The following is a 25,721-nucleotide window of genomic DNA, read 5'->3' as shown; positions in this document are numbered from 1 at the left end:
CAGGGCCGGGTATGTAATACTCCGTTCAACATACTAAAAACAGAGCAACATGGCCGTTTTAGCACTGCTGCCACGCAGCCTCAAATTTCGCATGACGGCGGTAGTCGTCATGCTGGTGCTGGTTGCCACAGTCATCGTCACCTGGGTAGCGCTGGTGCTGGCCGAACGCGATATGAAAAGCGTGATCGGCGACCAGCAATACGCCCTGCTGTCCTCCGCCGCCGCGCAGGTGGATGCCCAGATCACCGCAAAGAAAGCCCTGTTGGCCAGCCTGGCCGACGCCATGCCGCCCGACGCCGGGCAAGACCCCGAGCGCATGAGCGCCTTCGTCGCCCGCCATCCGGCCGTGCGCAAGGAATTCCTCAACCTGCACATCTTCAACCAGAACGGCGTCCTGATACACACCGAGGGTGAAGGCGCGGCCGTGCTGGCGCTGGACGAGCGCCCGCGCGCCTTCATGCAGAAGGTGCTGGCCGGCGGCCGTGTGGTGGTGTCGCCGCCGTTCAAAAGCATCTTGTCCGGCCGGCCCGCCATCATGATCATCCAGCCGGTGCTGAACGCCCAGGGCAAGGCGGTGATGCTGCTGGGCGGTAGCATCGACCTGGTCGACTCCGATTTCCTGGCGCAGATCGCCGCGCAAAAACCGGGCAAGACCGGCTACATGTTCATCATGACCACCGGCGGCATCCTGCTGCACCACCCCAATCCCAAGCGCCTGCTGGAGCACATCAATGCGCGGCCGGGCTACAACCGCGCCACCGAGATGGCGCTGCAGGGTTTCGAAGGCTGGACCGAGGCGGTCAACAAGGCCGGCAGCGAAGGCATCTACTCGTACAAGCACCTGTCCACGACAAACTGGATCATCGGCGCCCGCTTCCCGGTCGACGAGGCGTTCGCGCCGATGATCGAAATGCGCCGCCACGCGATGCTGGCGGCCGGCGCCTTCGCCGCGCTGGCCGGCCTGATGGCGTGGCTGGCGATCCAGACCTTGCTCAAGCCCTTGGGCCGGCTGCGCCGCAACATCAGCGACATCCGCAGCGGCGATGTCAGCATCGGCGTGCTGCAACGGCGCCGGCGCGACGAGATTGGCGAATTAAGCAGCGCCTTCCACGAGCTGATGGCAGAACGCGAACAGGCGCAGGAAGCGATACGCGACAGCGAATCGCTGATCGCCGCCAGCGAAAAGCGCCTGCGCATGATCGCCGACAGCATCCCCGCCATCGTCGCCTACATCGACCGCGACAACCGCTACCACTTCACCAACGAATACTTCCGCACCATGCTGGGCCTCGATCCGCAGGCGATGATAGGCAGGACCATGTCCGAAGTGCTGGGCAAGGATTTCGTCGCCTCGATCGCGCCGTTCCATGACGCGGCGATGCGCGGCGACCGCGTGCATTACGAGCGCGAAGGCCGCAAGGACGGCTTGCCGCAGCAGGTGATGGGCGACCTGATACCGGACATCGCCGCCGACGGCAGCGTCGCCGGCGTCTACCTGATGGCGGTCGACATCACCGAACGCAAGAGCGCCGAGCTGCGCCAGGCCGCCAGCGAAAAGCGCCTGAAACTCCTGACCGACAACCTGCCGGTGCTGATCTGCTACCTGGATCACAAGCGCCGCATCCAGTTCCTCAACGCTACCTTCTTCCAGTGGTTCGGCGTGGAGCCGGGCAAGCTGATAGGCCGCCACCTGGTCGACGGCATAGGCCGCGATCACTACGAGCACGCGGAGGCGCACCTGGAACAGGCCTATCGCGGCCACAACGTCACCTACGAATTGAAAGCGCAGATCGACGGCAGCCTGCACACGCTGGAGACCACCTTCGTGCCGGAGCTCGCGGCCGACGGCACGAAGGTGGTCGGCATCTACTCGCTGACGCACGACACCACGCGCATGAAGGAAATCGAAGAACGCCTGACGCAGCTGGCCCGCATCGACTCATTGACCGGCATCGCCAACCGCCTGATGTTCGAAGAGATCCTGCAACTGGCGCTGGTGCGGTCCAAACGCAATCGCCGGCCGCTGGCGCTGGCCTACCTGGACATCGACCACTTCAAGAGCATCAACGACACGCTGGGCCACGGCGCCGGCGACGCGGTGTTGAAGGAGTTCGCCTCGCGGCTGGTGGGCAATGTGCGCGCCTCGGATACGGTGGCGCGCTTGGCGGGGGATGAATTCGTGATCGTGTTCGAACAGGTGGACGGCGCCGGCGAATGCGAGCGGCTGGCGGCCAAGATCATCGAATCGGTGCGGCGGCCGTTCGACGTAGCCGGCAAGCCGATGCAGATCACGACCAGCATCGGCTTCGCACTGCACGAGCGCGATGCCGAAACCCCGGCCGAACTGGTGGCCCGCGCCGACAGCGCGCTGTACGCGGCCAAACGCAATGGCCGCGACGGTTACGCGCTCGCCGGCTGACCGCTATCAGGCGGGGGTGCCGCTCGCCTGTGGATTCGGCAGCGGCTCGGATACCTTGAACAACAGGTTGCGATCGACGTGGTGGAACGGTTCTTCCTGGCCGCGTATCATCATCACGGTGTCTTCCTCGTAGCCCCAGCTGCCGTCGTCGTTGATGGTGACCTTGATGCGGTACTCGACGGTCTTGAAGCCGTACTCCAGGAATGGATTGGAACGGATGCCGTAGGTATCGGATTCCAGCCGGGCCACCAGTTCAAATTCTTTCGCGTCCGGCGCCACCACGGCCGAAGCCATGGCGATCTGGCCGCGCGGGATGCCCAGCGTCTGGATCACGGTGCTGGTGGCGGGCTCCCACAACCAGTAGCCAACCTGCTCGTGGTAGGTCTTGGCCTGGCCAGGCTTGTTGATGATGATCAGGTAGCGCAAGCCGTAGAACAGCTGCGGACCATTGGTGACCGGATCGATAGGCTGCAACTCGATGCGCTCGACGTAGGCCTGCTTGCGCGGACCGTCCGCTTTCGGCTTGATATCGAGGCCACGCTCGCCCTTCCAGATGCCCGCCATCGGCGCCAGCGGGCCGAGGTTGTTCAGGGTGTTGATGTCGATCGGTGTAGGCTCGGTGTAGATATCGCTGGAAAACTCGCTCATGCATAATCCTGGGTGGTTGGTGATAGCCCCTATTGTAAGGCGATCTCGATGCGGTTGCGTCCTTCATGATAGCGATAGGCCACCGCGCTCCCCAACTGGCGTATCAGCAGCAGTCCGACGCCGCCCACACCCTGCTCCTCGATCGGCCGCGCCGGATCGGGCGGCGGCGGCCCTTGCGTGAGCGGATTGAAGGCCGGCGCTTCATCCTCGTACACCAGGCGCGCGCCGTCCACGCCGACCCACACCGAATGGGCGCTGTCGCCGCCGTGGCCATGCAGGATGCTGTTGCGCAGCAGCTCCTCCAATATCAGTTCGGCGCGCGCGACTACGCCCGGCCCAAGGCCAGCCTGTTGCAACGCCATCGCAGCAAACGACATCGCGCCGGAGACCGCATCCAGCCGCGCCGGAAACCGCAACAGGTGCGCAATACCGGTTTCTTTTCTGTCCATTCGAGCATATTATCGGAATGCTCATCTCAGGAGAAGAATCATGCGCAACTTAAAAGCCACCCTTGCCACAGTGGCCGCCGTACTCGCGATGGGCGGCGCCTGCGCCGCCGAACAGCCGGCGGGCATGGTCAAGACCACCAAGGGAGCGGCCTCCATAGAGCACGCCGGCAAACAGACCCCGGCCACCGCCGGCGCCGCGCTGATGGAGAGCGACCGTGTGGTCACCGGCGCCGATGGCAGCGTCGGCATCACGCTGCGCGACGAGACGCTGCTGGCCGTGGGCCCGAACAGCAATGTGTGGCTTGAAAAATACGCTTTCGATCCGACCTCGCACGAAGGCGTGTTGAACGCCACCGTCAAGCGCGGCACCCTGGGCGTCATCTCCGGCAAGCTGTCCAAGCAATCGCCGGGCGCGGTGCAGTTTCGCACCCCGACTTCCATCCTGGGAGTGCGCGGCACCGAATTCGTCATCGACGTCAAAGATGGGGAGTAAGGCATGGGCATGCTGATCTGGATCGTCTGCCTGCTGGCCGCCGTCTCGCAGCAACAGCGCGGCCCGACCGAGCAAATCACCCTGCTCCCCAGCCAGGACGGCAAGGCCAGCGCGGTGATCATCACCACCGCCGGCGTCGATACGGTGCTCGACCAACCGTTCCAGACCGCCGCGATCGACAGCAAGGGCGCTACGGTCAGCGCCGGCAACGGCGTCGATATCGGCAACCGCTATGCCGCCACGCTGACCGCGATGCCGCAGCGGGCCGCGGTGTTCACGCTGTACTTCGTCACCGACACCGACACGCTGGTGCCCGAATCGGCGGCGCGCCTGACCGACGTCAAGGCGCAACTGGCGTCGCGCCCCGCTCCCGAGATCATCGTCATCGGCCATACCGACACCGTCGCCAAACAGGATTACAACGACCAGCTGTCGCTGCGGCGCGCGGCCACGGTCAAGCGCATATTGGTGGAAGTGGGCATCGACGCCGACCGCATCGCCGTGCAGGGACGCGGCGAACGTGAGTTGCTGGTGCCTACCGCCGACGGCGTCGACGAGCCGCGCAACCGCCGCGTCGAAATCCGCGTGCGCTGATCAATCAGGCCACGCCATCCCAGCGCAGCACCAGCAAGGTCAGGTCGTCCGAAGGTTCGGCCTGGCCCACGTGCAGGCGCACATCGTCCCGCACCGCCTGCACCACCGCGGCGGGCGTGGCCGCCGTCGTTGAAGGCAATGCTGCCAGCAACCGGTCCAGCCGCTCGTTGCCATACAAGTCCCCTGCTTCGTTCATGGCCTCGTTGATGCCGTCGGTGGTCAGGCACAGGCACTCGCCGGCTTGCAGCTGATAGAGCTGCACCGGATATTCGAAATCGTCCAACACGCACAGCGGCGGGCCGTCGGCCGATTGCAGGTGCTCGACGCGGCCATCCACGGTCAGGCGGCGCGGCGCGTCATGGCCGGCGTTGCACAGGACCACCTGGCCGTTCGACGCGTCCAATATGCCCGCCACGCTGGTCACGAACAGCATCTCCGGATTCTCGCGGGTCAGCTCGCGGTTGGCGCCGTTCATGATGGCGGCCATCTCCGACGGTCCGCGCAGCGCGATGCTCTTGGAGAGCGCCTTCGCCACCACCATGAACAGGCTGGCCGGCAGCCCCTTGCCCGATACATCGCCGACCATGAAGAACACGCGGTCGCGGTCCAGCATGAAGAAGTCGTACAGGTCGCCGCCAACTTCGCGCGCCGGCTCCAGCAAGGCCTCCAGCGAGAAGCGCTGCTCGCCGGGGAAGGACAGCGCGGCCTGCGGCAGCGTCGCCATCTGGATGCGGCGCGCCGCGCCCAGTTCACCGGCGGTCTTGGCGGCGGCGACGCGCGCCACTTGCAAGGCGCGCTCGCTGTGCTTACGGTCGCGCACCGCCGCCGCCAGCATGCTGGTCAACAGACTGAGTCCGACCAGCACGACGGCGCACACCACGCTGGTCGCATCGAACAGCAAACCGGCCCGCGCAAACAGCAGCGCGCCACCGCCGAACACGCCCAACACCAGCGCGCCACCCAGCGGCACGGCCAACAGCAGGCGCAGTTTGGGCAGCAACCAGACCAGCAGCAGGCTGCATGCGGCGAAGGTCGCCACCTCGACCCAGCGCATCCATCCGGGACGGCGCAGGAAGGCGCCATCGAAAAAGCTTTCTATCATCTGCGCATGGGTGTCCACGCCGGGCATGAAGTCGCCGCGCGCATTGGTCTTGTAGTCTGTCAGGCCCAAGCCGGTCATGGCGACGATGACGATCTTGTTTTGCAGCGCGCCGTCGGCCAGGCGGCCGCGCATCACGTCCAGCGCTGAGACGTAGCGGTCCATCGCGGGCGCCGAGAAGTTGACCCACACCGTGCCATCCGGCGCGGTCGGCACATGCAGGTCGCCGACCGACACGCTGTGGACGCCGTCGGCATCGGCCTCGATCTCCAGCGCCGAACTACCGGTGGCCACGCGCAGCAATTCCATCGACAGCGCGGGAACCAGCGCCTCGCCGATGGCGCCGACCAGCGGCGCGCGCCGCACGATGCCTTTTTCCAGATTCACCGACAACAGGCCCTGTCCTTTGGACGCCGCTTGCAGCAAGGGCAAGCTGGACATCGCCTGCGGAAAGCGCATCACCGGCAGCGACGACGCCGGCCATTTCACATGCACCGGCCACACGCGCAGCGCATCGCTGGTGCCGGCTTCGGGATGGGCGAAACCCGCCGCACCCAGCACCATCGGCGCGCGCCGCATGGCCGCCGCCAGCACGTCGTCGTAGGCGGGCAGCGCTGCCAGGCTGTCGCGCAGCGGACCGGCAGGCAGCCGGGCAGCCAGCGCCTCGGGCGAGGTGGTGTCGGGCTCCGGCATCAGGATATCGAGGCCGATGGCCAGCGGCTGCTGGGCGTTGATGTGCTCTATCAGCTCGGTCAAACGGGTGCGTGGCCATGGCCACTGGCCGAACTCCTTCAGCGAGGCTTCATCGATGGCGATGATCAGCACCGGTCCCGAGGCGCGCTGGCGCGGAAAGTGGACCTGGTAGGCGTTGAACAAGGCAAGCCGCAGCTGCGGCAGCAGGCCGTCGCCGCCGACAGCCAACGCCACGGCCAGCAGGCAGGCCAGTACCAGCGCCAGCGGCCTGCCCTGGCCTGCGCGGACGCCGCCCAGGGCCTGGGTTTGCAAGCGGAGCAGCATGGCCGCGCTTACAGTTCGATTTCCATGCCGTCGTAGGCCGAGACGATGTCCAGCGGCGCTTCGCCGGTGATCTCGGCATAGCGCCGCGTCTCGGCCAGCACGCGGGCGATCTGCGCGTCGTCGTAGATGGGTTCATGGTGGAACAGGCAAAGCTGGTGGACCCCGGCCAGCTGGCACAGTTCAACGCCAACCACGTTGCTGGAGTGCCCCCAGTCGGCCTTCACCGAAATCGAATCGGCCAGCGAATACATGGCGTCGAAGATCACCAGGTCGGCATCGCGGAAGAACTCGACGAAGGCCAGGCGTTCGGCGGCGTTATCCAGCTTGTGCTCGGAGTCGGTGCTGTAGATCATGACCTTGCCGCCTTGTTCCAGGCGGTAGCCGTAGGAGTCGCCCGCATGCAGTTGCAGCTTCGCGGTCACGGTCAGGTCGTGCAGGTGCAGCGGAACGCCAGGCTCCATCTGCACGAACTCGATGGTCGCGCCCAGCTGGTGGAAGCCAACCGGGAAGCTGATCGGCTCCTGCTGGCGGCGGAAGGCCGTCTCCAGCTCCTGGTGGCAGCCATAGATGATGATGCGGTTGCCCGGTATGTAGGCCGGCGTGAAGAACGGGAAGCCCATGATGTGGTCCCAATGGAGATGGGACATGAACACATGGTAGGTCTGCGGCTTGGCCGGGCCGTAGCGCGCCAGCTTGGCGCCGGCCAGCGCGCGCACGCCGGAGCCCAGGTCGAGGATGATGTGTTCGTGCGTGGTGTCCGGGTTCCACACCTCGACTTCCACGCAGCTGGAATTGCCGCCATACGTGCCGCGTACATCGAAGCCCAGATCGTTGTCGATATACGACGCCACCTTCTCCGGCGTATCGAGGTTGCGGCCGATCGCGCCTTCCAGCGCCGTCACCAGCTTGGAGCGGATCTGCGTGTGGTTCAGCGCCACCGGCAGCGAGCCGCGCGCGCCCCAGATGCGGGCTTTCATGAAGCGCCGCCCACGGCCGCCAGCGCGCCGGCGCGGTCCGGGAAGATCTCGAACAGCATGTCGAAGCGGCTGATGGTGAACACCTCCAGCACCAGCGGCTGCAGGGCCGTCAGCACCATGCGTCCACCCTGCGCCTTGACCTGCTTGATCGCCAACATCAGCGCGCGCAAGCCTATGCTGCTGATGTAATTGACGCCGCTGAAATCGAGCACCAGCGCAGCCCCATCCTTGGTACAGTCGCGCAGGTGCGGATCGAGTGCTAGCTTGAACGCATCGGCATGCGTATGATCGATACGACCGGCCGGGCTGAGCACCACGGTGCTGCCGGATTGCTGTGGCTGAAGTTCCATAATGGTGCCCTGTGCGCTGTGCGGGTGGAGATGGGGATATTTTTCATTTTTACATCTTTTTGTGCAAGAAGCAATTCCGAGGAGAATCGCCTGTACATGATATTCTTCGGCCTCGACGCAACCAGGGAGAACGCGCATGTCGCCGCTCGACAAATATTTTAAGCTCACTGAGCATGGCAGCAACGTTCGGACCGAAGTGGTCGCGGGCATCACCACCTTCCTGACGATGGCTTACATCATCTTCGTCAACCCGGCCATCCTCGGCGATGCCGGGGTGCCGAAGGACGCCGTCTTCGTCGCCACCTGCCTGGCGGCCGCGCTGGGCACCGTCATCATGGGCCTGTACGCCAACTACCCGATCGGCATGGCGCCGGGCATGGGGCTGAACGCCTACTTCGCCTACGCCGTGGTGCTGGGCATGGGCGTGCCCTGGCAATCGGCGCTGGGCGCGGTGTTCATCTCGGGCTGCCTGTTCATCCTGGTGAGCGTGTTCAAGGTGCGGGAATTGATCGTCAACGGCATACCGCATTCGCTGCGGGTGGCCATCACGGTCGGCCTGGGCCTGTTCCTGGCGCTGATCGCGATGAAGAGCGCCGGCCTGGTGGTCGCCAGCCCCGAGACGCTGGTGCGCGTGGGCGACATGCACAAGCCGCAGACCATCATGGCCGTCTTCGGCTTCCTGCTGATCGTCACGCTGGATCGCCTGCGGGTGCCGGGCGCGCTGCTGATCGGCATCGTGGTGGTGACCATCATGAGCTTTTTCTTCGGTGGGAACACCTTCCACGGCTTCATGTCGCTGCCGCCATCGCTGGCGCCGACGCTGTTCCAGTTCGACCTGAAAGGCGCCGCCTCGATGGGATTGTTCAACGTGGTGCTGGTGTTCTTCCTGGTTGAACTGTTCGACGCCACCGGCACGCTGATGGGCGTGGCCAGCCGTGGCGGCCTGCTGGTCGACGGCAAGATGAAGCGCCTGAACAAGGCGCTGCTGGCCGACAGCTGCGCCATCGTGGCCGGCTCCATGCTCGGCACCTCCAGCACCACGGCTTATCTGGAAAGCGCGGCCGGCGTGCAGGCAGGCGGACGCACCGGCCTGACGGCGCTGGTGGTGGCGCTGATGTTCCTGGCGGCCTTGTTCTTCGCGCCGATCGCCGGCGTGGTGCCGGCCTACGCCACCGCACCGGCGCTGCTGTTCGTCGCCTGCCTGATGTTGCGCGACCTGGTCGATGTCGACTGGAGCGACACCACCGAGAGCGTGCCGGCCGCGATCACCGCGCTGGTGATCCCGTTCACCTACTCCATCGCCCACGGCATCGCCTTCGGTTTCATCACCTACGCCGGGCTGAAACTGCTCACCGGCCAGGCGCGCCAGGTCAAGCCGGTGGTATGGGTGATCGCCGCGCTGTTCCTGTTCAAGTACACCTACATCGCCGGCTAGCCACCGGCCGCCAAGCGTTCAGGGGATGCCACCAGCGTCGGCATCTCCCGCACCGCCAGGATGCCGACCACGTTGTTGAGCCGCATGCGGCACAGCGTCAGCGGGTCTTCATCCTCGGCCGCCAGCCGTATCTGCACGTCCACGCCTTGCGGATGCGTGGTCGTGCGCAGGCTGCGCAACTCCAGTCCCAACCGGCGCACGATCGCCAGCACCGCTTCCAGCGTGGCGATGGGATCGTCCGGCTCGATACAAAATCGGTAGCTTTTTTGTGTGGTATTCATGCAACCAGAATATCCGGGAGCTGGCAAAATAGGCTTCCTTGTTTTGCTCGATATCCAGCCAAATGAAGAAGATCGTCCCGTCCGATGTAAAATCAGTGGAATAATCATCTTTCTGGACTCTGCAACATGGAAATCGACGAACTGGACCGCCGCATTTTGCGCGAACTGCGCCGTGACGGCCGCCTGAGCAACACCAAACTGGCCGAAAAGGTCGGCCTGTCCACCACGCCGTGCTGGAACCGCGTGCGCGCCCTGGAGGAAGGCGGCCTGATCGAGGGTTACACGGCGCTGCTCAGCCAACAGGCGCTGGGCTATCCGGACACCGTCATCATCGAAGTCACGCTGGACCGCCATGACGACGACATCTTCGAGAAATTCGGCCAGGCGCTGGCAGACCTGCCGGAAGTGATGGAAGCCTACCTGCTGACCGGCGAATACGATTACCTGATCAAGGTGGCTGTGGCCGGCACGGCCGGCTACGAGGAATTCCTGCGCCGCAAGCTGTACAAACTGCCCGGCCTGCGCCACAGCCGCTCCACCTTCGTGTTGCGCTGCCTGAAACGCGCGCATTCGGTCGAACCTTGATCCGGCTATGTTGTCGACCGCACAGATGGACCGCCGCAAGCGGCGCATTGTGCAGGTGCTCGAACAACTATAAAAGGATGAACATGAACCAGCCCCTCAAACTCGCCATCGCAATCGCAGCAATGACACTGGCGTCGCAAGCCATGGCGCAAATCACATTTTACGAACACGACGGCTGGCGCGGCCGTACCTTCACCGCCACCCGGCCGGTGAACGACTTCTCGCGCACCGGTTTCAACGACCGCGCCTCGTCGGTGGTGGTCGACCGCGGCCAGTGGGAAGTCTGCGACGACGCCAACTTCCGCGGCCACTGCATGGTGCTGCGCCGTGGCAGCTACGAGTCGCTGAGCGGCATGGGCATGAACGACCGCATCTCGTCGGTGCGTCCGGTAGGCCGTCGCGACAGCTATGACAACGAAGCGCCGGCACCGTTGCCGCAACCGACGTATGAATACCGTCGTCGCCCAAGCGAACGTGTGATCGACGTGCCGATCACCTCGGCGCATGCCGTGGTAGGCACGCCGGAACAACGCTGCTGGGTCGAACGCCAGCAAGTAACTGAACCGGCCCGCAGCGGCAACAACGTCGGCGGCGTTATCGCCGGCGCGCTGATCGGCGGCATCCTGGGTCACCAGGTGGGCGGCGGTACGGGACGCGACGTCGCCACGGCCGGCGGCGCGGTAGCAGGTGCGGCCATCGGCAACAACATGGCCAACAACAGCAACTCGCAAAGCTATGCCCGCGATGTGCGCCGCTGTGAAAACGTCAGCAACCCGACGCCTGAATACTGGGATGTGACGTATAACTATCGCGGCCAGCAACACCGCGTGCAGATGAGCACCGCTCCTGGCCAGACCATTGCCGTCAACGCCAGCACCGGCGAACCACGCATGTAATGCCGAAACTAGCCCACATTCCATAAATTAACTGGGATGTGGGCAAATCAGCAAGTATACTCAAGCCCCCAAATGGGCCGGCCTTGAGACTGCATGCGCAAACTACTCCCCTATTCCTACTACGGTGGCGACACCGACGAGCAGCAGCAGTTCTATTCTGAACTGCGGCCGGTCGCCATCATTTCGCAAAGCGTCGGACTGGTGAGCTGGCTCATAGCCGCCATCTTGCTGGCTTCCGGCGGACAATCGCTGCATGCGAGCCTGCTGTTCGGCCTGCCTGGCATGCTGCTCAGCCTGGCCATCTCGCTGCGCGCCAGCTCCGTCAGGGCGCTGGTCGTCGCCGGCATCATCGGCACCGCCGCCACCGCTTTCGCCTTCCGCCTGCTGATGGCTTACTGCCCGGACCCGACCTTTTGGGTGCTGCCGGTCGGTACCGTGCTGACCTTGTCGGCCGCGCCCATTTTCGGCGGCATGATCAATTACATCGGCGCCGCAGTCGCCGTGTGGCTGATACTCGCGGTAGGCAATTTTCCCGCGCAGCCGGGACAGCTCACGTTTAATCTTGCGCTGCTGGTCATGGGCAGCAGCTTGGCCATGGCAATCTATTTGCACGCCTATTTCCTGAACCTGCGGGTGCGCAGCCATCGCGCGCGGCGGGAACTGGCGGAAATGGCGTTCAAGGATCTGGTCACCGGCTTGAACAATCGCCGCAAATTCACGCTGGAAGTACGCCGCGTGCAATCGCTGCCCTCGCAGATGCCGCTGTTTTTCCTAATGATAGACATCGACGACTTCAAGAAGATCAACGACACGCTGGGCCACGACGCCGGAGATGAAGTGTTGATCCACACGGCACAGGTCATCGGCAGGCTGGGTGCGGGTCACCTTTGCGGACGTCTGGGAGGCGAGGAATTCGGCGTCCTGTTCCACGGAGAGGCCGCTGATGCACTGGACTTTGCCGCAGCCCTGCTGGATGGCGTGCGGGCGGCGACGCATCCGCCGCGCACGGTCAGCATCGGCATTGCCGAATTCGACAGGGACAGCGACCTGTCGATCAGCTACAAGCGTGCCGACGAGGCGCTGTATCTCGCCAAGCGGCACGGCAAGAACCGCTATGTGCTGGCAGACGGCATGCAGGCCGCCGCCTGAGTCCAGGTGTGGCTCGTCCGGCGCCGACTGGCGCCGATCAGCCCAAGCATGCCCACGCCCAGCAGCAACAAAGTGCCCGGCTCCGGTATCGCTTGCAGGACTGGCAAGCCGCCAGGGCCAGTCACCGGCACCAGCGTTACCGCGCCGTCGTTGGTAAGCGTGAAGATCGCAGAACCGACCACGATGGTTGGACGCCCCGCCCCACCCACCGAACCGGACCAGAATGCCGGGTCTGGACGGTACAAGCCGTCCGGCGCCAACGGCGCCAACGGAGTGGTGCCTGGGATGGTGTCGATGGAGAGGCCAAATTCAATGATCAGGTGCGGCGTGGCATAGTTCGGGCTGGTGCCGAAGCTGGCGCCGGCGTGGAACTTGGCCAGCGCCAGGTCACCGGCATCCAATGGGGACCACACCGGCGAACTCAGATCGAAACCACCCGCCGCATCAACCGGCGACCGCACACTGTGGTCTTTTTCAAACGACTGGATGCCGCTGTCGCTGATATGCACGACATAATCGTTCTTGCCGTTCTGGAAAAACACGTCCGTGAACAGTCCGGCCGCCCCGCCCGGCGTGAAGCTGCCCAGGTCGTACATCAGATTGAGCGTGTGTCCGAGCGTCGAACCCGGCGCGCCGTTGGTCGACTGCTCCACGTAGAAACGGGTGCCGCCCGGCGCGCCGACGTTGAAGCTGGCGGAGCTCACGGTGGAGCGGGCCGGCGCGCCGTTCGTCGCCGAGACCGTCCACTCAGCCGCGCCGAAAAGGCCGTCGCTCACATGGATCGGCGCCGCCTTTGCCGCGCCGGCAAGACCGATACCGGCCAGCGCCATAAGGAAAGCGCCACGTACCGCGCCGCGTTTCAGGGAAAATACCTTCGTTGGGAAATGTTTCATGCCTGTCTCCTGGTTGTGTATGCTGCGTCCCAGAAGAAGCAATTTCGGTTCCAAGCACTTTGGATACTGCTGTGCCACGCTTATCACGCACGCGGCGACCGCGCACTGTAAGCACAGCCGACACTAAAGAAAAAGGGCAGCCTCGGCTGCCCTTCGATTACCCGGCCGCTACCGCTTAGAAGTGGTACTCAGCACGAATCATCGGCGTCTTGGCCACGTAGCCCTGGCCGCCGGTGGTGGCCGAGGTGTTGCCGAACTTGTTGCGCCAGTACTGGTACTCGACGCCGACGCGGAAGGTGTTCTTCGCGTGGCCCATCGCGGCGCCCGCATCAAACATCAGCTGCATGTCGATATTGGTCTCGGCGCCGGTATCGTTGCCCACTTCGTCCTTGCCCTTGGACGCGATAAAGTTCGCATAGCCCTCGAAGGCCCACAGCGAACCCAGCGGGATGCCCCAGTCCGACGACAGCATCGCATGCGTCTTGTAGGTATAGCGACCAGTGACGGTGGAGATCGGCGGGAAGGCGCCGCTCGGCGCGTTGCTCTCGTTGAGCAACAGCAGGCTGGTGTTGAAGTGACCGGCCGGCACGTTCCACATAAAAGTCGGTCCCAGCACGAACATGCGCTTGCGCGAGTTGTAGCCCACGTCGTTCTTGGTGTTGAGGTCGAAACCGGCGGTGATGCCCAGGCCGCGCACCGGGCCGAACTTGTATTCCTGGCCGGTGACCTTGCTCAGGTCGACCGTGTTGCGGTACAGGATGTAGGCTTCGTTGGCGCCGGACTTCTGCGTCAGCGAACCCGGGTCATTTTTATCCGATATCAGGAAATCGGCATTGAAGTAGTTGCTGCCGTACTTGTAGCCGCTGACATGGGTCAGCGCCAGGATGTTCTTGGAGATATCGTTCGGGTTGAACGGTTCGCGGTAGTCGTTGCCGTAGCGCCAGCTGACGGAGGTGTCGCTCCAGTCGGCGGCCTGGACCGATCCGGCCAGGCTCAAAAAGGCGATGCACAGCAGTTGTGGAATTTGTCTCGTTTTCATTTTAGTTTTCCATATTTTAGGACGTGACTGTCCCCGCCGGCGCCATGGGTGGCGTCGGAGAGGAGGCAGTCGTTGGGGTTAGTTCCTCAGCCTGCGCCGAGGTAGACGAACTTGAAGGTGAACACGCAAGCGATCGCCCAGATCACTGGACGCACTTCGCGCACACGGCCGGTCAACAGCTTCAGCACCGCATAGGAGATGAAGCCGAACGCCACGCCAAGTGCGATCGAATACGTGAACGGCATGGTCAGCGCCGCAATGGCGGCTGGCACGCTTTCGGTGGTGTCGGACCAGTCGATGTCGACCAGTTCGCGCAGCATGAGGCAGGAAACGTAGAGCAGCGCAGGCGCCGTGGCGTAGCTAGGCACCACGCCGGCCAGCGGCGAGATGAACAGGCAGGCCAGGAACAGCACGCCGACGGCGACGGCGGTCAGGCCGGTACGGCCGCCCGCTTGCACGCCGGCGGCGCTTTCGATGTAGGCGGTGGTGCTGGAAGTACCCAGCAGCGAACCGGTGACGATGGCGCAGCTGTCGGCCAGCAGCGCCTTGTTCAGGCGTTCCATTTTACCGTTGACCAGCAGGCCGGCGCGGTTGGCCACGCCCATCAGCGTGCCGGTGGCGTCGAACAGTTCGACCAGGAAGAACACCAGCACCACGTTCAGCAGGCCGACCGAGATCGCGCCCATCAGGTCCAGCTTGAACAGGGTTGGCGCCAGCGAAGGCGGCATGTCGACGATGCCGTTGAAGGTGTTCCCGGCGATGAAGAAGCTCAATACCGTCACGGCCAGGATGCCGATCAGGATCGCGCCCTTGACCTTCAGGCGGTCCAGCGCAACGATGATGAAGAAGCCGACGATGGCCAGCAAGGTAGGCGCCTTGTGCAGGTCACCCACGCGCACCAGCGTCTCCGGGCTGCTGACGACGATGCCGGCGCTTTTCAGCGAGATCAGGCCGAGGAACAAGCCGATGCCGACGGTGATGGCGGTGCGGATCGAATGCGGAATGCCGTTGACGATCATTTCCCGCAGTTTGAAGATGCTGACAAACAGGAACAGGCAACCGGAAATGAAGACCGCGCCCAGCGCCATCTCCCAAGGCATGCCCATGCCTTTGACGACCACATATGCGAAGTAAGCGTTCAACCCCATGCCCGGCGCCATAGCAATCGGATAGTTTGCGTACAGGCCCATAATCAGGCAGCCCAGGGCGGCCGCGATACAGGTGGCAACGAAGACAGCGCCCTTGGGCATGCCGGCGTCACCGAGGATGGAGGGGTTGACGAAGATGATGTAAGCCATCGTCAGGAATGTGGTCAGACCTGCCACCAGTTCGGTGCGCACGTCGGTCCCATTCTCTTTCAGCTTGAAGAATTTTTCCAAAATTAACATAACGTCTCCGTGTTCTATTTTTAACTGCTTGTGTCATTCGCCGACTAAACATGGGAACAATCGACCTAGACCTTATCTCAGGGGCCACCGCGTTAAATTGCTTCTGTGGCATACCTGCTATCTGTTATGACCTATAACAGCCGGGGCGCGCCGCATTTGAATGCGGCGTAGCCCCGTTCTAACCCTCCTAAACGAATTCGCCGATTTTCGCGACCACTGCCTTGCGCACCGAGCCTGTCACTATGAAGGAGCGCGCTACTTCAAGGTCGTTGTGCAGCCAGCGGTCGCCGTCGAGGCAAGCCGGGATCTGCGCGCGCACCGATTCGTAGGCCACTTGCGTGCCCTTGCCGAGCACAAAACCTGGCAGCAGATTTTCTGTCATCGTCAACGCCTGGGAAGCCAGCAACATTTCTACGCCGACAATGTACTGTGTGTTCGACACCACAGTTGCGGCCTTGCGCGCGCACCAGGTGGAGTTGGACACGTGGTCTTCGCTGTTGCCTTTGGCCGGAATCGAGTCCACGCTGCCAGGCATGCACAGCGTGCGGTTCTCCATCACCAGGGAGCTGAGCGAGCATTGCATCACCGGATAACCGGTGTTCACGCCACGCACGCCGGACATCAGGTTGCGCGGCAGGCCCCACGACAGCGTAGGATCGATCAGGCGCGCGACGCGGCGCTCGACGATGCTGCCCAGGTCCGCCACCGCCATCGCCAGCAGGTCCATCGCCTGCGCCAGGTATTGGCCGTGGAAGTTACCGCCCGAGATGATCTCGAAGCCGCCGCCGTCCTTGCCGAAGATCAGCGGGTTGTCGGTCGCGGAGTTCACTTCCTTGTCGAGGATGGTGTCGATGTAGTCCAGCGCATCGAACACAGGGCCGTAGACCTGCGGCGCGCAGCGCAGCGAGTACACGTCCTGGATGCGGGCGGTGTACGGGATGTCGGTGCGGCGCAGCTCTTCCGGGAACTGTACTGCGCGCGCTTCGTGCGTGGTGCGGGTCGAGCCGTCCAGCAGGTCGCGGATGATGGCTGCGGTCTTGATCTGGCCAGCATGCGGACGCGCTTCGTGGATGCGCGGATCGAAGGCCGACATCTCGGCGCGCATCGCTTCCAGCGTCAAACCCAGCGACAGGCAGGCGTCGGACAGCATATTGCGCGCATCGGAGGCGGCCAGCAACGCCACCGCCAGCGAGACGGTGCAGCCGTTGATCAGCGCCGAAGCATCCTTGGCCTTCAGTTCGAAGACCACCGGGCCGACATTGGAAGCACGGATAGCGTCAGGAGCCGACATGCGCTGGCCCTTGTACATCACTTCCGCTTCTTCAAAGCCGGCGATGGCGGCTGCCAGGTAGGCCAGCGGCGCCAAGTCGCCCGAGGCGCCGACGGAACCCTTCTGCGGCATGATCGGGTGGATGCCGGCATTGACGAAGGCCAGCAGGCGGTCAACCACTTCCACGCGGGGCGCGGAGTAGTTGCTGGCGAAGGCGTTGGCGCGCAACAGCATGGTGGCGCGGCTGACTTCTTCGGAGAACGGCTCGCCCATGCCGCAGGCGTGGGCCTTGATCAGCTGCGTCTGGAACAGGACGATGTCCTGCACCTTGACGCGGGTGTCCTTCAGCATGCCGACGCCGGTGTTAAAGCTGTACATCATCGGCGCTTCGTCGTGCATCCAGGTCGACTCGATGTAGTCGCGGCTTTCCTTGAGCGCGGCGCGCGACGATGCGGCCAGGTTCACTTCGATGGAGTGGTCGCGGGCGACGTCGACGACTTGCGCCGCGGTCAGGTTGAAACCATTGATGGTGGTAGTAGTCATGATCTGTCTTCTTATCAGTTGGCGCCGGCGGCGAACCACGCACCGAGTTCGGAGCGTTCTTCTGGCGTGATGTTGGTCATATTCCCGATCGGCATAGCCTTCAGCACCACGGCCTGCTGGTTGATCTTGGCGGCGTTCTGGTGGATCAGATCAGGCGTGTGCAGCATGATGCCGGCAGGCGCCGTGGCAAATCCTGGCTGGGTAGGCTGGGCCGCGTGGCAGCTGACGCAACGCTGGTTGACGATCGCCTGCACACGGTTGAAGTCTGGCGCAGACACGCTGGCGTGAGCCGCACCGGCAGCTTCGCCGGCGATAGCTGGCGCAGGTGCAGCCGCAGGACGAGGCGCGATCACCACGGCAACCGCCGCCAGGATCGCGACACCGGCCGCAGGGAACTGCCACGCGGTCCTGCCATGATGGCGCAGGTTGAAGAAGTGGCGAATCAACACGCCGGCGGCGATGATCGCGCCCAGCAGCGCCCAGCTGTAAGCGTGGCTGTAGGTCATCGCATAGTGGTTGCTGATCATGATCAGCAGCACCGGCAGCGTGAAATAGTTATTGTGGACGGAACGCTGCTTGGCCTTCTTGCCGTGGATAGGATCAGGCGATTTACCCTGCTCCATCGCTTCCACCAGCTTGCGCTGGCCAGGAATAATCAGCATCAGCACATTCCCGACCATCATGGTGCCGATCATGGCGCCGACGTGGATGTAGGCAGCTCGGCCGCTCAGGAACTTGGTCAGCACATAGGCCATCGCGACGATGAACACGAACATGATGATGCCCAGCAGGCCATCCTTCTGGCCCAGCGGCGAGCGGCACAGCGTATCGTAGAACAGCCAGCCCACCAGCAGCGAGCCGAGGCCCACGCCGATTGCCTGCAACTGCGACAGGTCAGCGACCGACTTATCGATCATCATCGCCGAGGCGTTGAAGTAGTAGACGATGAACAGCAGCGAGAAGCCCGAGATCCAGGTCGCGTAGGCTTCCCATTTAAACCAGTGCAGGTCCGACGGCAGTTCGGCCGGCGACACCAGGTATTTCTGCGGGTTGTAAAAACCGCCACCATGCACGGCCCACAATTCTCCGGACACGCCCTTCTTGGCCAGGTCGGAACCCGGCTTTGGTGGGCGTATGCTGTTGTCGAGCCAGACGAAGTAGAAGGATGCGCCGATCCACGCGATCCCCGTGATGAGATGCAGCCAGCGCACCAATAGATTGAGCCAGTCCACGCCGTAAGCGAGCAATTCCATGTTGTCCCCAATGATTGGATTAAGCTCGTCTGCCACCGCGGGCGCTCCAGACGATTGGGATGATTTCCCTTTTGGCCGCGAACTGTTGAAAGCTCCGCTGCGACCGATTGAAAACCGTACGCAGAACACGCACGGTCTGGGACGAACGATAAAACTAATTCTGGCTTTTCGTATGGCAGTAGCCGTATATTAAAAATAGGCTCACCGTTATAGATAGACCATCATGGCACAACTTCCCGACCACTTAGACCTGCACCTCATACGTATTCTGTACATGCTCCTCTGCGAGAAAAACGTTTCACGCGTCGCGATGAAACTAGATCAAACGCAGCCCTCCATCTCGGCCTCGCTGCAAAAACTACGCGAGCTCACAGGCGATCCGCTGCTGGTGCGCGGCGGCCGCGGCATGGTTCCGACCCAGCACGGCGAGAGCCTGAAGGCGCCCGCCAAACGCATCCTCGACGAGGTGGGACAGCTGTTCCTGCACAAAACGCCGTTCGCCTCCAAGGAGGAAGGCCGCACCTTCCGCATCGGCGCGCCGGACTACCTCGATATTCAATTTTTGCCCAACGTTGTGGCGCGCTTGCGACGCGAATCGCCCAAGAGCCGCGTCATCATCCACAGCCTGGGTGCGGAAGTGGACGCGATCCGCATGCTGTCCGACGGCGAACTCGATCTGCTGATCGGTAACTGGGAACAGCCGCCGGAGCACCTGCACCTGTCGCGCCTCTTCGAAGACCCGATCATCTGCGCCATGCGGGCCGACGCGCCCTATGCCAAGCGCACCGATTCCAACGACATGACGCTGGACGACTACCTTAGCCTGCCCCACGTGGCGCCCTCGCCCACGCTGCCCGGCTTTCACGGCGTAATCGACTCCTTCCTGGCGCAGCAGGGCTACCAGCGCAACGTGGTGGTGGAATCGGCGTATTTCAGCCTGATTCCCTACATGCTGACGCAGACCGACATGGTGCTCACCACCGGGCGCCAGTACCTGCGCTTCTACGAGCGCAACCTGCCGATCAAGACCTTCACGGTGCCGGTACGCTTCCCCACAATGCGCTTCTACCAGCTGTGGCACGAGCGCGTGCACCAGGCGCCGGAGCACAAGTGGCTGCGCGACCAGGTCACGCAGGCCGCCCAGGCCCTCACCGCCAAATAAGCTGCCACTGAACTGCCGTGGGCGTGGCACGCCCACAACACTCTCCATAAGCCCGGGCTGAATGCGGTTATGGCTCCGGGCGTATATAACAGCCTCCCTCGCCATATATCATTCCTCATATACCAAGAGGAGACAGGCCACCGCCTGCACAACAATGACAATCACACTAGATCACCTGAACCGCTGCGGCGCCGACGAATTCACCCAGCTGCTGCATGGCCTGTACGAACACTCGCCGTGGATCCCGGAGCGCGCCGCCGCGCAGCGCCCATTCTCCACCCTCTCCGCCCTGAAACAGGCCTTGCAAGGCGTGGTACAGAAAGCGACCGAAGCCGAACAACTGGGCCTGGTGCGCGCCCACCCGGAGCTGGCTGGCAAAGCGGCTCTCGCCGGTGAACTGACCGCCGAATCGACCGGCGAACAGGCGCAGGCCGGCCTGACCCACTGCTCCGCCGACGAACTGGCGGCGCTGCACAAGCTGAACGCCGACTACAACGCCAAATTCGGCTTCCCCTTCATCCTCGCCGTCAAAGGCCCGACCGGCAACGGCCTGACGCGCCAGGAAATCACCGCAGCCTTCAGCCGCCGCCTGCGTTCGCAACGCGACGACGAACTGGCCGAATGCCTGCGCCAGATCGGCCGCATCGCCGAGATGCGCCTGAACGCGCTGCTGCAAGTGGAACTGCAATTCGGCCCGACCATCATGCAATGGGCGGAAACCATCGGCGCCTGGAGCGACGATGCCGACAACCTCACCTGCGCCTTCATGACCGACGCTCACCGCAAAACCGCTAACCAGCTGGCGACGTGGATGAAGGAAGCGGGCATGGAGGTGTCGATTGACCCGGTCGGCAACGTCGTCGGCCGCTACAAATCGGACCAGCCAGGCGCCAAGGCGCTGTTGACCGGCTCCCACTACGACACCGTGCGTAATGGCGGCAAATACGACGGCCGCGAAGGCATCCTGCTGCCGATCGCCGTGGTCAAGCACCTCAATGAACGCGGCGAACGCCTGCCGTTCGACCTGGAGATCATCGGCTTCTCGGAAGAAGAAGGCGTGCGCTATCAAAGCACCTTCCTCGGTTCCAACGCCGTCATCGGCCAGTTCGACATGACACTGCTGGACAAGGCCGACGCCCAAGGCATCACCATGCGCGACGCCCTGACCGCAGCCGGCCACGATGTCAGCAAAATCGCTTCGGTAGCCCGCAAGCCGGAGGACGTGCTGGCCTTCGTCGAAGTCCATATCGAACAAGGCCCGGTATTGCTGGGCAAAGGCCTGCCGACCGGCGTCGTCACCTCGATCGCGGGCAGCTGCCGCTTCCAGGTTGAGTTGACCGGCCTGGCCAGCCACGCCGGCACCACGCCGATGATCATGCGTAAGGACGCCGCCGCTGCCGCAGCTGAAATCGTGCTGTACGTCGAAGACCGCTGCGGACGCGAACGTTCGCTGGTCGGCACCGTCGGCCAGTTGCACGTGCCGGACGGCTCGGTCAACGTGATCCCCGGCGCCTGCAAGCTGTCGCTGGACATCCGCGCCGCCGACGATGCCACGCGCGACGCCGCCGTCACCGATATCCTCAATCAAGCGGAAGCCGTCTGCGCCCGCCGCCAGATCGGCCTCAAGATCACCAAGATCATGCAGGCGCCTGCCGCACCGTGCGCACCTTGGCTGGTCAAGCAGTTCGCCGCCGCCACCGAACGCGCCGGCGTCGAAATATTCGAACTGCCATCCGGCGCCGGTCACGACGCCATGGCGCTGGCCCGCATGACCGACGTCGCCATGCTGTTCACGCGTTGCGGCAACGGCGGCATCAGCCACAACCCGCTCGAAACCATGACGGCCGACGACGCCGAAGTATCGGCACAGATCTTCCTGGACTTCCTGCGCCAGTTCAAAACCAAGTAATTGCGGAGCAATCATGTCTGAACCTATTCGATTCTTCTATCGCGGCGAAGTACACAACGTCGCCGGCGGTGCACCAACCCGCACCCTGCTCCAGCACCTGCGCGAAGACCTGCACTGCACCGGCACCAAGGAAGGCTGCGCCGAAGGCGATTGCGGCGCCTGCACCGTGGTCGTGGCGGAATTGCAGCCCGACGGCGAAGTGGCCATGAAGTCGGTCAACTCCTGCATCCAGTTCGTGCCTACGCTGGACGGCAAGGCCGTCTTCACCATCGAAGACCTGAAACAGGCCAACGGCAATATGCACCCGGTCCAGGAAGCGCTGGTCGAGTGCCACGGATCGCAATGCGGCTTCTGCACGCCGGGCTTCGCCATGTCGCTGTGGAGTCTCTACCTGAAACAGGAGGGGCAGACCACGCCGCCATGCCGCAAGACCGTGGACGAAACCCTGTCCGGTAACCTGTGCCGCTGCACCGGCTACCGTCCTATCATCGATGCCGCGCGCCGCATGGGCGAGCTGCCTCCCGTCAGCTTCGACCGCGAGGCGCTGAAAGCCTCGCTGCAAACCATCCAGCGAACCGAAATGTACAGCTATACCCACGACGGCCAGACCTTCTACGCCCCGCGCACGCTGGCCGAACTGGCGACCCTGCGCGCAGAAAAACCCACCGCCACCATCGTCGCCGGCTCGACCGACGTCGGCCTGTGGGTGACCAAGCAAATGCGCAACCTTGGCGACATGATCTACGTGCGCCAGGTGCAGGAGCTGTACCGCATGGTGGAGGAAGACGGCATGCTCTATATCGGCGCCGCCGTCTCCCTCAACGACGCCTACGAGGCAGTCTGCAAACACTACAAGGAAGAGCTGCACGAAATGTGGCAGCGCTTCGCCTCGCAACCGATCCGCAATACCGGCACCCTGGGCGGCAGCGTCGCCAACGGCTCGCCGATCGGCGACTCGGCGCCATGGATGATCGCTCTCGGTGCGGAAATCGTCATCCGCAGCGACAAGGGTCAGCGCTCCATGTTGCTGGAGAAGTTCTACCTCGATTACATGAAGAAGGACTGGCAACCGGGCGAGTTCGTCGAAGCCGTGCGCATTCCGCTGCCGCGCAAGGACATCCACTTCCGCACCTACAAGCTGGCCAAGCGCTACGACCAGGACATCTCCGCCGTCTGCGCCGCCTTCGCCTTCACGCTGAAGGACGGCGTGGTCAGCGACGCCCACATCGCCTACGGCGGCATGGCCGCCACCTCGCGCCGCGCAGCACTGGCCGAAGCGGCCGTCAACGGCAAGCGCTGGGACGAAGCCACGCTGAAACTGGCGATGGCCGAACTGGCCAAGGACTACACGCCACTGAGCGACATGCGCGCCACGGCCGCCTACCGCATGAAGACCGCGCAAAACCTGCTGCGGCGTTATTGGCTGGAGACCAATCCGGACTCCGCCCAGCCGCTGCAATCGATCAACGCCTATCACTACGCAGAGGGAGTCGTCGCAGCATGAACAGCAAATCCGAAGCATTCCTGACGCAGCCCGCCGTTCCCGGCGTCCCCATGGCGTGGGCCGAAGTCGGCCAGTCGCACCCGCACGAATCGGCGGTGCTGCACGTTCTCGGCGAAGCCACCTACACCGACGATATCCCCGAAGCCGCCGGCACGCTGCACGCCGCGCTGGGTATCTCGGCCAAGGCGCACGCCAACATCCTGTCGATGAACTTCGACGCCGTCAAAGCCATGCCAGGCGTGGTGGCTGTGTACACCCACAAGGACATCCCAGGCACCAACGACTGCGGTCCTATTATCCACGACGATCCGATCCTGTCGGAAGGCCTGGTTGAATATGTTGGCCAGCCCATCTTCATCGTGGTGGCGACCTCGCACGATAACGCGCGCCGCGCCGTCAAGAAGGCCGTCATCGAGTACGAAGAACTGCCTGCCATCCTGACGCCGCAAGCCGCGCGCGATGCCAAGTCCTTCGTCGTACCGCCTATGCACCTGGCGCGCGGCGACGCGCAAGCCGCATTCGAACGCTCCAAGCACCGCTTGAAGGGCGAACTGCATGTCGGCGGCCAGGAGCAGTTCTACCTGGAAGGCCAGATTTCCTACGCTATTCCAAAAGAAGGCAATGGCATGCTGGTGCTCTGCTCGACCCAGCACCCGACCGAGATGCAACACGTGGTCGCCCACGCCCTGCACCGCCATTCGCACGACATCGTGGTCGAGTGCCGTCGCATGGGCGGCGGCTTCGGCGGCAAGGAATCGCAATCCGCGTTGTGGGCAGCCTGCGCCGCCATCTCGGCCGCTCACCTGCGCAAGCCGGTCAAGCTGCGCGCCGACCGCGACGACGACATGATGGTCACCGGTAAGCGCCACTGCTTCTACTACGAGTACGAAATGGGCTACGGCGACGACGGCCGCATCGTCGCCGCAAAAGTGGAAATGGTCTCCCGCGCCGGCTTCTCGGCCGACCTGTCGGCGCCGGTCGCCACGCGCGCCGTCTGCCACTTCGACAACGCCTACTACCTGGGCGACGTCGACATCCGCGCCATGGCCGGCAAAACCAACACGCAGTCGAATACCGCCTTCCGCGGGTTCGGCGGCCCGCAAGGCGCCATCGCCATCGAATACATCGTCGATGAAATCGCCCGCAATCTCGGCATGGATTCGCTGGACGTCCGCAAGATTAACTTCTACGGCCGCAATGACGAAGAAGGCCGCAACGTCACCCAGTACAACCAGAAAGTGGTCGACAACGTCATCCACGACCTGGTCGCGCAGCTGGAAAACGAGAGCGATTATCGCAAGCGCCGCGAAGACATCAACGCCTTCAACGCAAAGAGCAAGACGCTCAAGCGCGGCCTGGCGCTCACGCCGGTCAAATTCGGCATCGCCTTCAACGTCACGCACTTCAACCAGGCCGGCGCGCTGGTTCACATTTACACGGACGGCTCGGTGCTGGTCAACCACGGCGGCACCGAAATGGGCCAGGGCATCAACACCAAGGTTTGCCAGGTTGTAGCGCATGAACTGGGCATCGACCTCGCCATGGTGCGCGCCACCGCCACCGATACCAGCAAAGTCGCCAACACCTCGGCTACCGCCGCGTCGACCGGCGCGGACTTGAACGGCAAGGCCGCGCAGGATGCAGCCAACACCATCCGCAAACGCCTGGCCGAATTCGCCGCCACGCGTCACGACGGCGATCCTGCCACGGTGCGCTTCGAGGCCAACTTCGTCCATATTGGCGACGAGGCGATTCCGTTTGCCGAGTTGGTACAGAAGGCCTACATGGCGCGCATCCAGCTGTGGTCCGACGGTTTCTACGCCACGCCAGGCCTGCACTGGGATCCGAAAACCATGAGCGGCAACCCGTTCTCGTACTACGCTTACGGCGCCTCGGTGTCGGAGGTGGTAGTCGACACGCTGACCGGCGAATGGAAGCTGCTGAAAGCCGACGCGCTGTACGACGCAGGCAATTCGCTGAACCCGGCCATCGACATCGGCCAGGTCGAAGGCGCCTTCATACAGGGCATGGGCTGGCTGACCACCGAAGAGTTGTGGTGGAACCCGGCCGGCAAGCTGATGACGCACGCGCCTTCCACCTACAAGATCCCCGGCGTGTCGGACTGCCCGGAGAACTTCAGCGTACGCCTGTTCAAGAACCGCAACGTCATGGACAGCATCCACCGCTCGAAAGCGGTCGGTGAACCACCACTGCTGCTGCCGTTTTCGGTATTCCTGGCGATCCGCGACGCCTGCTCCAGCGTCGCCGATCATCGTTTCAACCCACCGCTGCGCGCTCCCGCAACCAGCGAGGCTATCCTCAACGCGATCAGCGCAGTGCAGGATGCGGCGGAAGCGGCGAACTAATC

At 63.6% G+C, this 25,721-nt stretch carries 22 protein-coding genes; 11 read left to right on the top strand and 11 right to left on the bottom strand.

Features of this window, described 5'->3' with window-relative positions:
* Nucleotides 1-49: 49 nt before the first annotated feature.
* Nucleotides 50-2,419, top strand: coding sequence for a diguanylate cyclase domain-containing protein (locus D0T21_RS06230; RefSeq protein ID WP_199538413.1), 2,370 nt, complete (start codon nt 50-52; stop codon nt 2,417-2,419).
* A 6-nt stretch (nt 2,420-2,425) separates the two neighbouring features.
* On the opposite strand, the gene D0T21_RS06225 is transcribed toward D0T21_RS06230, so the two are convergent.
* Nucleotides 2,426-3,067 carry an FABP family protein gene (locus D0T21_RS06225; protein WP_116989177.1) on the bottom strand — a complete coding sequence of 214 codons (642 nt, stop codon included), beginning with the start codon at nt 3,065-3,067 and terminating at the stop codon, nt 2,426-2,428.
* Nucleotides 3,068-3,096: 29 nt separating this feature from the next.
* Entirely contained in the window at nt 3,097-3,516 is a 420-nt protein-coding gene (locus D0T21_RS06220) for an ATP-binding protein (protein WP_116989176.1), read from the bottom strand.
* Between the two features lie 40 nt (nt 3,517-3,556).
* On the opposite strand from D0T21_RS06220, the gene D0T21_RS06215 reads away from it, so the two are divergent.
* Both D0T21_RS06215 and D0T21_RS06210 read left to right on the top strand, forming a co-directional pair.
* Entirely contained in the window at nt 3,557-4,009 is a 453-nt protein-coding gene (locus D0T21_RS06215) for a FecR domain-containing protein (RefSeq protein ID WP_116989175.1), read from the top strand.
* 3 nt (nt 4,010-4,012) lie between these two features.
* Entirely contained in the window at nt 4,013-4,603 is a 591-nt protein-coding gene (locus tag D0T21_RS06210) for an OmpA family protein (protein ID WP_116989174.1), read from the top strand.
* 4 nt (nt 4,604-4,607) lie between these two features.
* On the opposite strand, the gene D0T21_RS06205 is transcribed toward D0T21_RS06210, so the two are convergent.
* From D0T21_RS06205 to D0T21_RS06195, 3 genes are read right to left on the bottom strand one after another with little or no spacing between them, the layout of a single operon-like run.
* On the bottom strand, nt 4,608-6,719 hold the full coding sequence (locus D0T21_RS06205) for a CHASE2 domain-containing protein (protein WP_116989173.1): 2,112 nt from the start codon (nt 6,717-6,719) through the stop codon (nt 4,608-4,610).
* An 8-nt stretch (nt 6,720-6,727) separates the two neighbouring features.
* Nucleotides 6,728-7,696, bottom strand: coding sequence for an MBL fold metallo-hydrolase (locus D0T21_RS06200; protein WP_116989172.1), 969 nt, complete (start codon nt 7,694-7,696; stop codon nt 6,728-6,730).
* Nucleotides 7,693-8,046 (bottom strand): STAS domain-containing protein, encoded by a 354-nt coding sequence (locus D0T21_RS06195; RefSeq protein ID WP_116989171.1) that lies wholly within the window; start codon nt 8,044-8,046, stop codon nt 7,693-7,695. Before D0T21_RS06195 ends, D0T21_RS06200 begins: the two co-directional genes overlap by 4 nt.
* Nucleotides 8,047-8,182: 136 nt before the next feature.
* Here D0T21_RS06195 and D0T21_RS06190 point away from each other — a divergent pair, with 136 nt between their 5' ends.
* Nucleotides 8,183-9,481, top strand: a complete 1,299-nt coding sequence (locus tag D0T21_RS06190; protein ID WP_116989170.1) for an NCS2 family permease — start codon at nt 8,183-8,185, stop codon at nt 9,479-9,481.
* Here the strand turns inward: D0T21_RS06190 and D0T21_RS06185 are convergent.
* Nucleotides 9,478-9,762, bottom strand: a complete 285-nt coding sequence (locus D0T21_RS06185; protein ID WP_116989169.1) for a hypothetical protein — start codon at nt 9,760-9,762, stop codon at nt 9,478-9,480. The two genes, D0T21_RS06190 and D0T21_RS06185, sit on opposite strands and share 4 nt — an antisense overlap.
* 126 nt (nt 9,763-9,888) lie before the next feature.
* Between D0T21_RS06185 and D0T21_RS06180 the strand changes: the two genes are divergently transcribed.
* From D0T21_RS06180 to D0T21_RS06170, 3 genes are all read left to right on the top strand, one after another.
* Nucleotides 9,889-10,347 carry an Lrp/AsnC family transcriptional regulator gene (locus tag D0T21_RS06180; protein WP_116989168.1) on the top strand — a complete coding sequence of 153 codons (459 nt, stop codon included), beginning with the start codon at nt 9,889-9,891 and terminating at the stop codon, nt 10,345-10,347.
* Between the two features lie 83 nt (nt 10,348-10,430).
* Nucleotides 10,431-11,243: a beta/gamma crystallin-related protein gene (locus D0T21_RS32700; RefSeq protein WP_301546320.1), complete on the top strand. Its 813-nt coding sequence runs from the start codon at nt 10,431-10,433 to the stop codon at nt 11,241-11,243.
* A gap of 93 nt (nt 11,244-11,336) precedes the next feature.
* Nucleotides 11,337-12,392, top strand: coding sequence for a GGDEF domain-containing protein (locus tag D0T21_RS06170; protein ID WP_116989166.1), 1,056 nt, complete (start codon nt 11,337-11,339; stop codon nt 12,390-12,392).
* On the opposite strand, the gene D0T21_RS06165 is transcribed toward D0T21_RS06170, so the two are convergent.
* The 5 genes from D0T21_RS06165 to D0T21_RS06145 form a co-directional block, all read right to left on the bottom strand.
* Nucleotides 12,356-13,285, bottom strand: a complete 930-nt coding sequence (locus D0T21_RS06165) for a PEP-CTERM sorting domain-containing protein (RefSeq protein ID WP_116989165.1) — start codon at nt 13,283-13,285, stop codon at nt 12,356-12,358. The two genes, D0T21_RS06170 and D0T21_RS06165, sit on opposite strands and share 37 nt — an antisense overlap.
* 175 nt (nt 13,286-13,460) lie before the next feature.
* Nucleotides 13,461-14,324: an outer envelope protein gene (locus D0T21_RS06160; RefSeq protein ID WP_116989164.1), complete on the bottom strand. Its 864-nt coding sequence runs from the start codon at nt 14,322-14,324 to the stop codon at nt 13,461-13,463.
* An 86-nt stretch (nt 14,325-14,410) separates the two neighbouring features.
* Nucleotides 14,411-15,712, bottom strand: coding sequence for an NCS2 family permease (locus D0T21_RS06155; protein WP_116989163.1), 1,302 nt, complete (start codon nt 15,710-15,712; stop codon nt 14,411-14,413).
* A gap of 187 nt (nt 15,713-15,899) precedes the next feature.
* Nucleotides 15,900-17,525, bottom strand: a complete 1,626-nt coding sequence (hutH, locus tag D0T21_RS06150) for a histidine ammonia-lyase (protein WP_116989162.1) — start codon at nt 17,523-17,525, stop codon at nt 15,900-15,902.
* A 14-nt stretch (nt 17,526-17,539) separates the two neighbouring features.
* Nucleotides 17,540-18,778: a urate hydroxylase PuuD gene (locus D0T21_RS06145; protein ID WP_116989161.1), complete on the bottom strand. Its 1,239-nt coding sequence runs from the start codon at nt 18,776-18,778 to the stop codon at nt 17,540-17,542.
* 223 nt (nt 18,779-19,001) lie between these two features.
* Between D0T21_RS06145 and D0T21_RS06140 the strand changes: the two genes are divergently transcribed.
* From D0T21_RS06140 to xdhB, 4 genes are all read left to right on the top strand, one after another.
* Nucleotides 19,002-19,940 (top strand): LysR family transcriptional regulator, encoded by a 939-nt coding sequence (locus D0T21_RS06140; RefSeq protein ID WP_026334574.1) that lies wholly within the window; start codon nt 19,002-19,004, stop codon nt 19,938-19,940.
* 154 nt (nt 19,941-20,094) lie between these two features.
* The gene (locus D0T21_RS06135; RefSeq protein WP_116989160.1) at nt 20,095-21,849 is read left to right on the top strand and encodes an allantoate amidohydrolase; all 1,755 of its coding nucleotides are present in this window, start codon (nt 20,095-20,097) and stop codon (nt 21,847-21,849) included.
* 13 nt (nt 21,850-21,862) lie between these two features.
* On the top strand, nt 21,863-23,353 hold the full coding sequence (gene xdhA, locus D0T21_RS06130) for a xanthine dehydrogenase small subunit (protein WP_116989159.1): 1,491 nt from the start codon (nt 21,863-21,865) through the stop codon (nt 23,351-23,353).
* Nucleotides 23,350-25,719: a xanthine dehydrogenase molybdopterin binding subunit gene (xdhB, locus tag D0T21_RS06125; protein WP_116989158.1), complete on the top strand. Its 2,370-nt coding sequence runs from the start codon at nt 23,350-23,352 to the stop codon at nt 25,717-25,719. The genes xdhA and xdhB overlap by 4 nt, the downstream gene beginning before the upstream one ends.
* Nucleotides 25,720-25,721 lie beyond the last annotated feature (2 nt).

It is taken from the genome of Duganella sp. BJB476, assembly GCF_003416895.1.
Taxonomy (GTDB): domain Bacteria; phylum Pseudomonadota; class Gammaproteobacteria; order Burkholderiales; family Burkholderiaceae_D; genus Rugamonas.
The sequence above is the reverse complement of the archived record's forward strand: the minus strand, read 5'-3'. Positions and strand labels throughout refer to the sequence as shown.

Coding starts and splice junctions, on each gene's coding strand:
- D0T21_RS06230 (WP_199538413.1), top strand. CDS start 50: ATGGCCGTTTTAGCACTGCTGCCACGCAGCCTCAAATTTCGCATGACG.
- D0T21_RS06225 (WP_116989177.1), bottom strand. CDS start 3,067: ATGAGCGAGTTTTCCAGCGATATCTACACCGAGCCTACACCGATCGAC.
- D0T21_RS06220 (WP_116989176.1), bottom strand. CDS start 3,516: ATGGACAGAAAAGAAACCGGTATTGCGCACCTGTTGCGGTTTCCGGCG.
- D0T21_RS06215 (WP_116989175.1), top strand. CDS start 3,557: ATGCGCAACTTAAAAGCCACCCTTGCCACAGTGGCCGCCGTACTCGCG.
- D0T21_RS06210 (WP_116989174.1), top strand. CDS start 4,013: ATGGGCATGCTGATCTGGATCGTCTGCCTGCTGGCCGCCGTCTCGCAG.
- D0T21_RS06205 (WP_116989173.1), bottom strand. CDS start 6,719: ATGCTGCTCCGCTTGCAAACCCAGGCCCTGGGCGGCGTCCGCGCAGGC.
- D0T21_RS06200 (WP_116989172.1), bottom strand. CDS start 7,696: ATGAAAGCCCGCATCTGGGGCGCGCGCGGCTCGCTGCCGGTGGCGCTG.
- D0T21_RS06195 (WP_116989171.1), bottom strand. CDS start 8,046: ATGGAACTTCAGCCACAGCAATCCGGCAGCACCGTGGTGCTCAGCCCG.
- D0T21_RS06190 (WP_116989170.1), top strand. CDS start 8,183: ATGTCGCCGCTCGACAAATATTTTAAGCTCACTGAGCATGGCAGCAAC.
- D0T21_RS06185 (WP_116989169.1), bottom strand. CDS start 9,762: ATGAATACCACACAAAAAAGCTACCGATTTTGTATCGAGCCGGACGAT.
- D0T21_RS06180 (WP_116989168.1), top strand. CDS start 9,889: ATGGAAATCGACGAACTGGACCGCCGCATTTTGCGCGAACTGCGCCGT.
- D0T21_RS32700 (WP_301546320.1), top strand. CDS start 10,431: ATGAACCAGCCCCTCAAACTCGCCATCGCAATCGCAGCAATGACACTG.
- D0T21_RS06170 (WP_116989166.1), top strand. CDS start 11,337: ATGCGCAAACTACTCCCCTATTCCTACTACGGTGGCGACACCGACGAG.
- D0T21_RS06165 (WP_116989165.1), bottom strand. CDS start 13,285: ATGAAACATTTCCCAACGAAGGTATTTTCCCTGAAACGCGGCGCGGTA.
- D0T21_RS06160 (WP_116989164.1), bottom strand. CDS start 14,324: ATGAAAACGAGACAAATTCCACAACTGCTGTGCATCGCCTTTTTGAGC.
- D0T21_RS06155 (WP_116989163.1), bottom strand. CDS start 15,712: ATGTTAATTTTGGAAAAATTCTTCAAGCTGAAAGAGAATGGGACCGAC.
- hutH (WP_116989162.1), bottom strand. CDS start 17,525: ATGACTACTACCACCATCAATGGTTTCAACCTGACCGCGGCGCAAGTC.
- D0T21_RS06145 (WP_116989161.1), bottom strand. CDS start 18,778: ATGGAATTGCTCGCTTACGGCGTGGACTGGCTCAATCTATTGGTGCGC.
- D0T21_RS06140 (WP_026334574.1), top strand. CDS start 19,002: ATGGCACAACTTCCCGACCACTTAGACCTGCACCTCATACGTATTCTG.
- D0T21_RS06135 (WP_116989160.1), top strand. CDS start 20,095: ATGACAATCACACTAGATCACCTGAACCGCTGCGGCGCCGACGAATTC.
- xdhA (WP_116989159.1), top strand. CDS start 21,863: ATGTCTGAACCTATTCGATTCTTCTATCGCGGCGAAGTACACAACGTC.
- xdhB (WP_116989158.1), top strand. CDS start 23,350: ATGAACAGCAAATCCGAAGCATTCCTGACGCAGCCCGCCGTTCCCGGC.